Source organism: Pseudomonas sp. GZD-209, from assembly GCF_049310485.1.
Taxonomy (GTDB): Bacteria; Pseudomonadota; Gammaproteobacteria; order Pseudomonadales; family Pseudomonadaceae; genus Aquipseudomonas; species Aquipseudomonas sichuanensis.
The window spans coordinates 1-6,954 of record NZ_JBMOWQ010000118.1 but is presented as its reverse complement, the minus strand read 5'-3'; the positions used below and the strand labels follow the sequence as shown (position 1 = coordinate 6,954).

Below are 6,954 nucleotides of genomic sequence, written 5' to 3'. Positions count from 1 at the left end.
GTTCACCCGCGAATGCTGCAGTGGCCGTACAGACGCTTTCGCGGGTGAACCCGCTCCCACAGTCAACTGGCAACCACACAGATAAAACTGTACTACTGTACTGGTAATTATCCGCTCTAGCCCCGCGTCATTTCCTGCAAAATCTAAAATTCGCACTAAATCAGTGCAGACCAGTACAGTTACGCCAATTTCGAGTGCAACAGTAGGGTTACACAGTTAACTGAGCCATCGCTTTACTACAGAACTGTATCTACTGTTATGGACAGCAGAGGAGGAAGATGGGCACCAGTTAAATCACTCCCTAATGCCGCCACAAGCGGAAGGATGAAACATCATGGAACGCACCCTCAGTTCCGGTCTGGTTTTCGAAAGCAACGCCCAAGCTTCCCACGCTGCCCTGCCTCTGCGCGCCCTGTCGACCCTGCTGCTGTGGCAACGCCGCATGGCCAGCCGCCGTCAGCTGGCTCGCCTGGACTCCCGCCTGCTGGCCGACGCCGGTATCAGCGAGTCGCAGCGCTACGAAGAGCTGAGCAAGCCGTTCTGGCGCTAAGCCTCGGCCGCCGGCCAACGCCGGCACCGCGAATACACAAGAACCCGTCGCCGGAAACCGCGACGGGTTTTTTGTTTGTCCGCAGCGAGATAGAGCCATCGCAGTGTGATAGGTACAGTTTCACAAAAATGCGTATTGGCAGGTACAGTTACCAATTGTGGTCCTTCGCCGCCCCAGGCGCTTGAACCGAGGCGTGTTACGCTTGTCCTACACGCCTGGCAACACCGTACCGTGACGAGCCAAGCGAGCGTCCGATAACCAGAACCATCCAGACCCTGCGCAGGAGTCCCCCATCATGTCCCGTTATCATCTGTTAGGCGCCGCCGTGCTGCTGTCCCTCGCCGGTGCGGCCAATGCCACCAGCTTCGTGGTGACCACTGACGCGGTAGTCGGTGCCGTTGCCGCGACCACCGATGCCACCTCCGACGTAACCTCGTCCTTCCGCGATGACAAGATCGTGCAGGCAGCCCGTGACGACGCCGCCAGCTTCGTTGGCAGCGAAGGCGCGATCCGCGGCGCCAAGCTGGAAAGCGCCTTCGTGCACATTCGCCAGCAGCAACCCACGCTGCAAGCCAGCGACGCGCAACTGGCCCGCGCCATCCTCGCGCTCTAGCACAGGCCTTCACACCCGGATTCACTGGCCCCGGCCGGTGCATCCGGGGTAGCCTTTGCTGCCCGAAACCACCGCCTAGAGAGCCCATGCGTTATCTGCCGCCAGTGCTGTTAGCCCTCGCCGGTATGGGAAGCGCCCATGCCATGGATGTCACCACCCAGAGCCTCGTTGCCACCGGCTATGTCACCAGCCAGGTGACCACCGCGCCGTTCGATCGCAAGATCGTCGCCGCCGCCCGTGACGACGCTGCTGCCTTCGTTGCCAGTGATGGCTTGATTCGCGGTGCGCGCCTTCAGGCGGCGCTGGTTTCGCTGCGCCAGGTGCACAGCTGTCACTCTGTCGGCGACCTTGAACTGGCCGAAGCCATCCTCGTCCAATAATTACCCGTTACGCCTTTGTACCTTCTGGAGATGCTCCATGCGTAAATCGCTGATCGCCGCTTCCCTCGGCATGTTGCTGCTGGCCGACATGGCCCAGGCTCACACGCTGGTGGCTACCAGCAATATCATCGTCCGTGCCTCGGCGCGCACGATCGATTTCACCTCCGACACCACCACCTCGATTCGCGATTCGAAAGTCATCCGCGAAGCCCACGACGACGCCGCCAGCTTCGTCGCCAGCAACGGCAACATCCGTGGCGCCCAGCTCGAAGCAGCCTTCGACACCCTGCGCACCCGTGTGCCGGAAGCCCGCGACGCCAGCGACCAGGTGCTGGCCGAAGCCATCCTCGCGCTGTGATGCGCGCGCGTGCCTGGCTGCTCGGCTGCGTCCTGACGCTGCTCGGCACGCCCGCCCTGGCCGACCTGCAGTTGGTGCTGCAGGCAGACGGCCTCGACCAGCCACAGCAGCAGGCCACCCAGCAGCTGCTCGATGAAGCCATGGCCAAGCTGCCACCACGCTTCAAGCAACAGCTGGACCGCCAGGTAACGGTGAGCTGGACCGACCGCATGCCTGAGGATGCCTACGGCCAAGCCACGCCGGTCTCCACCCTCGACCTCAACCGCCGTTTGCTGCCAGGCCTGGTCGATGGCAGTGCCGCCCGCGAAAAGACCAACCGCCCACACGGCACCGTCCGTGAAGAGTTGCTGGCCACGGTGCTGCATGAGCTCACCCATATATATGACCGCGCCCGCCTGTGGCCCAGCGCCGAGCGCCAGCTCATCACCCGCTGCAAGCGCCAGCAGGGCGCATTGGGCAAGGTAGGCCTGCCGCAGGACTGCCGAGGCCAGGCCGAACGCCGCTTCACCCTGAGCGACGATCCACGCCTGCTCGACCTGGCCGGCTGGCCGCAGTACGTCGGCCGCCGCGGCGAGCGCGAACAGCACAACGGCCAGGTGGCGCGCAGCCCCGACAGCTACGAGCTGAGCAGCCCCAAGGAATACATCGCGGTCAACATGGAGTACTTCCTCCTCGACCCCAGCTACGCCTGCCGTCGCCCGGCGCTCAACCAGTACCTGAGCGAGCATTTCGGCTGGGCACCGCCGCAGAACACCTGCGCCAAGGCCCTGCCGTTCCTCAACGCCGGTAATGACTTCGCCCGCCAGCCGCTGGGCGAAATCGACCCCGAGCGGGTCTACGAAGTCGACTACCTGCTGGCCGAGGCCAACCAGAACCTGGTCAGCCGCTGGGGCCACAGCATGCTGCGCCTGGTGATCTGCGCCCCCGGCCGGCCGCGCGGCCCAGCGTGCCGCCTGGACCTCGACCAGAGCCTGGTGCTGTCCTACCGGGCCTTCGTCAACGACGTGCAGTTGTCGAGCTGGGGCGGGCTGGTCGGGGCCTACCCGTCGCGGCTGTTCGTCCTGCCGCTGGGCCAGGTGATCGACGAGTACACCAAGACCGAACTGCGCAGCCTGGCCTCGGTGCCGCTCAAGCTCAGCCGCAGCGAGATCGAGAACCTGGTGCGCCAGGCTGCCGAAATGCACTGGAGCTACGACGGCAACTACTTCTTCCTGTCCAACAACTGCGCGGTCGAGAATTTGAAGCTGCTGCGCAGCGGCACCGCCAACCCGCGGCTGAACGACCTCGACAACATCATGCCCAACGGCCTGCTGGAAGTGCTCAAAGGGCGTGGCCTGGCCGACACCAGTGTGCTCGACGACCCACGTGAGGCGCTGCGCCTGGGTTATCGCTTCGACTCCTACCGCGACCGCTACCAGGCCATGTTCGAGGTGTTGAAGAAGCAGTTGCCGATCAAGCAGACCGCCGTGGAAGACTGGCTGGCCCTGGATGCCGAGCAGCGCCGCCCGTGGTTCGAGCGCGCCGACCTGCGCACCAGTGCGGCGCTGCTGCTGCTCGAACAGGCCAGCCTGCGCCGGCAGTTGCTGCTGGCCCAGGATGAGGTCAAGCAGCGTTACCTCAACGGCCGGGCGATAAAGGATGGCAGCTTCGACAAGGCCGACCAGGCCCTGCAGGCGATTCTCGCCAACAGTGGCTACCTCAGCCGCCCGGCGGAACTGCTGGGGGCGGGCGGCTACGGCCTGCCACAGCCCGAGGAGCGCCAGCACCTGGAGCAGGAGAGCAAGGCACGCCAGGCGCAACTGCTGCGCCTGAGCAACGCCCTGGACCAGCAGGTGAGGGCGCTGCTGGGGCCGGAGCGGGCCAGGGAGATCAAGGCGGTGGAAGCCAACATCAAGCAGGTAGGCGAACACCTGCGCGCGCTGCACAAGGCAGCTGGCGGGTTGCAGTTGCCCTAGCGAAAGCCGCAGAGGGCCCTATCGCGGGGCAAGCCCGCTCCCACGCTGTGGGCTGCCCCCAAGAAGTTAAACACTAGAGGGGTAGTCCACAACGTGGGAGCGGGCTTGCCCCGCGATAGGGCCAGAACACCCAGCGCAAGACCTCAAAGGCTCTCCTCGTCCTCCTCGGGCAACCCATCGCCCACCGGCATCCACGGCAAGCGGCTCGTCACCCAGATGTGCCGCCCGGGCTTCACCCGCTCGGGATGATCCAGCGTCGCCACCGTCACATCGATCGTCTGCGGGCTGCGCTCAGTCACCAGCGCCACATGAGCCCCACACCCCCCACAGAAATAGCGGCTGCACCCAGCCGGCGCCACATACCGCTGCGGCGAGCCCGCCAACCACTCGAAATCCTCTGAGGCCAGCGTGACCCAGGTCACCAGCGTGCCGCCACTGACCCGCCGACAGATCGAGCAATGACAGTGGGCGACATCACCCAGATCGCCCCGCAACCGGTAACGCAGGGCGCCGCAATGGCAACCCCCTTGCTCGACACGCGCCATCGTCATGACCTCCCGTCGCCTTGCACTGGTCGAAAGCTGGCTGAAAGCTTGCGCACATAGGATAGCGCCACTACCGGCAGCAGACCGGTCAGCCAGGGCACCCGGAAACTTCCATGCCCGGCCCAATCAACAACAACAATGGTGATTCTGATGTTTTCCTGTGCCCGCCTTCCCGCAGTCCCTCTTCGCCTACTCCCCGCGCAGCGCCTGACGCGCTGATCCGCCCGAATCGTCCTTCCTTTCGCCGCGCCACGCCTGGAGTACCGCCATGCTGACCTTCCTCGGCTTTGCCATGGTCATCACCTTCATGTACCTGATCATGACCAAGCGCCTGTCGGCCTTGATCGCGCTGATTCTGGTACCGATCCTGTTCGCCCTGTTCGGCGGCTTCTACAGCGACATCGGCCCGATGATGCTGCAAGGCATCAGCAAGCTTGCGCCCACCGGCGTGATGCTGATGTTCGCCATCCTGTACTTCGCCCTGATGATCGATTCCGGCCTGTTCGACCCGGCCGTGCGCAAGATCCTCAAGCTGGTCAAGGGCGACCCGCTGAAAGTCTCGGTCGGCACCGCCGTGCTGGCCCTGGTCGTCTCCCTCGACGGTGACGGCGCCACCACCTACATGATCTGCTGCGCCGCCATGCTGCCGCTGTACAGCCGCCTGGGGATGAGCCCGCGGATCATGGCCGGCCTGATCATCCTGGCCGGCGGGGTGATGAACATGACCCCGTGGGGCGGCCCGACTGCCCGCGCCGCCAGTGCCCTGCATGTGGATCCCTCGGACATCTTCGTGCCGATGATCCCGGCCATGGCCTTCGGTGTGCTGGCGATCCTCGCCATCGCCTACTGGTATGGCCTGCGTGAACGTGCCCGCCTGGGTGAGCTGCACCTGCCGACCGACGACATCGACCACAGCGAGATCAGCGTGTCGCAGTTCCCCGAAGCGCGCCGGCCCAAGCTGATCTGGTTCAACGGCGCCCTGACCGCCGCCCTGATGGTCGCGCTGATCGCAGGCGCGCTGCCGCTGCCGGTGCTGTTCATGATCGCCTTCAGTATCGCCATGATCGTCAACTACCCGTGCCTGCAGCAGCAGAAGGACCGCATCGGCGCCCACGCCTCCAGCGTGCTGGCCGTGAGCGGGTTGATCTTCGCCGCCGGCATCTTCACCGGCATCCTGTCGGGCACCGGCATGGTCGATGCCATGTCCAAGAGCCTGCTGGCGGTGATCCCGGAAGCGTTCGGTCCGTACATGGCGGCGATCACCGCCCTGGTCAGCATGCCGTTCACCTTCTTCATGTCCAACGACGCCTTCTACTACGGCGTGCTGCCGGTGCTGTCGGAGTTCGCCAGCCACTACGGCGTCACTCCGGTGGAAATGGCCCGTGCATCGATCGTCGGCCAGCCGGTACACCTGCTCAGCCCGCTGGTACCCTCCACCTATCTGCTGGTGGCCCTGGCCGGCATCGAGTTCGGCGATCACCAGCGCTTCACCCTCAAGTGGGCAGTGCTGGTGTGCCTGTGCATAATGTTCGGCGCGCTGGCCCTGGGGACATTCCCGCTGTTCAGCAGTCTGTAATACACACGCTTTATCCAACCGCAAAGCGCCCGCCCTCCGGGCGCTTTGCCATTACCGCTCGAAGGAATACACATGGAATGGCTGACCAGCCCGGAAATCTGGGTTGCCTTTTTCACCCTCACGGCCCTTGAGATCGTGCTTGGGATCGACAACATCATCATGATCTCGATCCTGGTCAGCCGCATGCCCAAGCATATGCAGCCGCGCACGCGGATCTTCGGCCTGGCCCTGGCCATGGTCACGCGGATCCTGCTGCTGCTGTCGATCACCTGGGTCATGCGCCTGACCGACGACCTGTTCCATGTGTTCGGCCAAGGCATCTCCGGGCGCGACCTGATCCTGTTCTTCGGTGGCCTGTTCCTGCTGTGGAAAAGCTCGCAAGAGATCTACCACGGCCTGGAAGGCGAGGACGAAAGCCCGGACCAGCCCAAAGGCGCGGGCGGCAAGTTCTTCTACACCATCATCCAGATCGCCATCATCGACATCGTGTTCTCGCTGGACTCGGTGATCACTGCCGTGGGCATGGTTTCCCACGTGCCGGTGATGATCGCCGCGATCATCGTCGCAGTGCTGGTGATGATGCTCTGCGCCGGCACCATCAGCGACTTCATCGACAAGCACCCATCGCTGAAGATGCTTGCGCTTTCGTTCCTGATCGTCGTCGGTACCGTGCTGATCGCCGAATCTTTCGACGTGCATGTGCCGAAGGGCTACGTCTACTTCGCCATGGCCTTCTCGCTGGCGGTGGAAGCGATCAACATCCGCATGCGCACTGCGGCGGCGCGCAAGAAGGGTGAAGAGCCCGACGCGGTGAAACTGCGCAAGGACATTCCGGGCCAGTAATCCCGGCGAGTGCAGTACAGAAAGGGCCCTTCGGGGCCCTTTTTCATGCTTGGGCGTTGGACGATCGTGGGGGGGGGGGGGGGGGGAGTGGGGGGGGGGGGGGGGGGTGAAGCAGGGAAAGCCGCACACACACA

The 6,954-nt window shown here is 64.2% G+C and carries 8 protein-coding genes; 7 read left to right on the top strand and 1 reads right to left on the bottom strand.

What is annotated here, in order from left to right; all coding sequences use genetic code 11:
• The first annotated feature begins 334 nt into the window (after positions 1 to 334).
• The 5 genes from ACO6VM_RS14705 to ACO6VM_RS14685 all read left to right on the top strand — a co-directional run bounded on the left by ACO6VM_RS14705 (position 335) and on the right by ACO6VM_RS14685 (position 3,856).
• Positions 335 to 550: a DUF1127 domain-containing protein gene (locus ACO6VM_RS14705; protein ID WP_110995046.1), complete on the top strand. Its 216-nt coding sequence runs from the start codon at positions 335 to 337 to the stop codon at positions 548 to 550.
• Positions 551 to 845: 295 nt separating this feature from the next.
• Positions 846 to 1,163, top strand: coding sequence for a DUF2388 domain-containing protein (locus ACO6VM_RS14700; protein WP_390969997.1), 318 nt, complete (start codon positions 846 to 848; stop codon positions 1,161 to 1,163).
• Between the two features lie 86 nt (positions 1,164 to 1,249).
• Positions 1,250 to 1,543 (top strand): DUF2388 domain-containing protein, encoded by a 294-nt coding sequence (locus ACO6VM_RS14695; protein ID WP_110995044.1) that lies wholly within the window; start codon positions 1,250 to 1,252, stop codon positions 1,541 to 1,543.
• A 37-nt stretch (positions 1,544 to 1,580) separates the two neighbouring features.
• The gene (locus tag ACO6VM_RS14690) at positions 1,581 to 1,901 is read left to right on the top strand and encodes a DUF2388 domain-containing protein (RefSeq protein ID WP_125462101.1); all 321 of its coding nucleotides are present in this window, start codon (positions 1,581 to 1,583) and stop codon (positions 1,899 to 1,901) included.
• Positions 1,898 to 3,856, top strand: a complete 1,959-nt coding sequence (locus tag ACO6VM_RS14685) for a DUF4105 domain-containing protein (protein WP_401056089.1) — start codon at positions 1,898 to 1,900, stop codon at positions 3,854 to 3,856. The genes ACO6VM_RS14690 and ACO6VM_RS14685 overlap by 4 nt, the downstream gene beginning before the upstream one ends.
• Positions 3,857 to 3,999: 143 nt before the next feature.
• Here ACO6VM_RS14685 and ACO6VM_RS14680 read toward each other — a convergent pair whose 3' ends face one another.
• Positions 4,000 to 4,401, bottom strand: coding sequence for a GFA family protein (locus ACO6VM_RS14680; protein WP_401056128.1), 402 nt, complete (start codon positions 4,399 to 4,401; stop codon positions 4,000 to 4,002).
• 268 nt (positions 4,402 to 4,669) lie between these two features.
• Here ACO6VM_RS14680 and ACO6VM_RS14675 point away from each other — a divergent pair, with 268 nt between their 5' ends.
• The gene (locus ACO6VM_RS14675) at positions 4,670 to 5,977 is read left to right on the top strand and encodes a CitMHS family transporter (protein ID WP_422403460.1); all 1,308 of its coding nucleotides are present in this window, start codon (positions 4,670 to 4,672) and stop codon (positions 5,975 to 5,977) included.
• A gap of 72 nt (positions 5,978 to 6,049) precedes the next feature.
• Positions 6,050 to 6,820 (top strand): TerC family protein, encoded by a 771-nt coding sequence (locus tag ACO6VM_RS14670; RefSeq protein ID WP_390970003.1) that lies wholly within the window; start codon positions 6,050 to 6,052, stop codon positions 6,818 to 6,820.
• The last annotated feature ends 134 nt before the right edge of the window (positions 6,821 to 6,954 follow it).

Coding starts and splice junctions, on each gene's coding strand:
- ACO6VM_RS14670 (WP_390970003.1), top strand. CDS start 6,050: ATGGAATGGCTGACCAGCCCGGAAATCTGGGTTGCCTTTTTCACCCTC.
- ACO6VM_RS14690 (WP_125462101.1), top strand. CDS start 1,581: ATGCGTAAATCGCTGATCGCCGCTTCCCTCGGCATGTTGCTGCTGGCC.
- ACO6VM_RS14705 (WP_110995046.1), top strand. CDS start 335: ATGGAACGCACCCTCAGTTCCGGTCTGGTTTTCGAAAGCAACGCCCAA.
- ACO6VM_RS14680 (WP_401056128.1), bottom strand. CDS start 4,401: ATGGCGCGTGTCGAGCAAGGGGGTTGCCATTGCGGCGCCCTGCGTTAC.
- ACO6VM_RS14700 (WP_390969997.1), top strand. CDS start 846: ATGTCCCGTTATCATCTGTTAGGCGCCGCCGTGCTGCTGTCCCTCGCC.
- ACO6VM_RS14695 (WP_110995044.1), top strand. CDS start 1,250: ATGCGTTATCTGCCGCCAGTGCTGTTAGCCCTCGCCGGTATGGGAAGC.
- ACO6VM_RS14675 (WP_422403460.1), top strand. CDS start 4,670: ATGCTGACCTTCCTCGGCTTTGCCATGGTCATCACCTTCATGTACCTG.